This is a genomic window from Streptomyces sp. 13-12-16 (assembly GCF_002114215.1).
GTDB lineage: Bacteria > Actinomycetota > Actinomycetes > Streptomycetales > Streptomycetaceae > Streptomyces.
Window position 1 is genome coordinate 1 of the sequence record NZ_NCTE01001454.1, and the last position, 737, is coordinate 737.

Here is a 737-nt window from a genome sequence, read left to right on the forward strand (position 1 = left end):
CTGCCGCCCCAGGACGCGCGGGCGGTGCTCCCGGTCCGCCCGCTGGACCGGGCCCGGGCACTCGCCGCCCACCTGGCGTCGGTGGCGGCGGGGACGCGGCCCTGGCTCGGCGCGGACGGTGTGGTCGACGACCTCGGTGACGGAAGCGCCGTCCTGCGTCCCGCCGTCCACCAGGTCGGCGACGCGGGGGCGGCGCAGCTACGGGTCGAGCTCCCCTTCCCCAACGTGTGGGTGGCGCCCTGGAGCCGTGCGGACGGCACCGCCGCGCTGCGGGACACGCTCGTGCTCTCGGCGCTCACCCGCGACCGCGCCCTGGTGGACGCGCTGCTGGCGGAGCCCACCATCGCCAACGTGTACGTCGGTGACACGCCGACCCACTGGATGGCGCCCGGGGTGCCCCACGACGGCTACCTGTCGGACTTCCTGATGCGCGGCAAGGCCCTCGCCGGTCCCGTGTGACACACGCTCAGTGCGGCACGAGCAGCATCACGGCCGTGCCCAGCGCCATCGCCCCGTCGCGCGAGTGACCGTACGGGTCCGCCGCGGCGGCGCGGTGCGCGGTGACCGTGGCGGACCTCAGCGACGGCATGGGACGGGTCAGCGACCGTACGGCGCACACCAGGAGGTACGCCGCCAGCAGTGCGGTGGCGACGGTGGCGGGCGCCGGGACCGTCCGGCCGTGGGGCGCGCGCGGCATCCAGGCCATCGCCGCCATGCCGGCCGCGGCCGGCAGCCGG

At 77.2% G+C, this 737-nt stretch carries 1 protein-coding gene and 1 pseudogene; one reads left to right on the plus strand and one right to left on the minus strand.

What is annotated here, in order from left to right; genetic code table 11:
• Positions 1 to 459 (plus strand): annotated as a pseudogene (locus B7767_RS42560) (aldehyde dehydrogenase); the annotation flags it as partial.
• 7 nt (positions 460 to 466) lie between these two features.
• Here the strand turns inward: B7767_RS42560 and B7767_RS42565 are convergent.
• On the minus strand, positions 467 to 737 hold a 271-nt coding region (locus B7767_RS42565; protein WP_143653007.1), incomplete at its 5' end, for a DUF5134 domain-containing protein.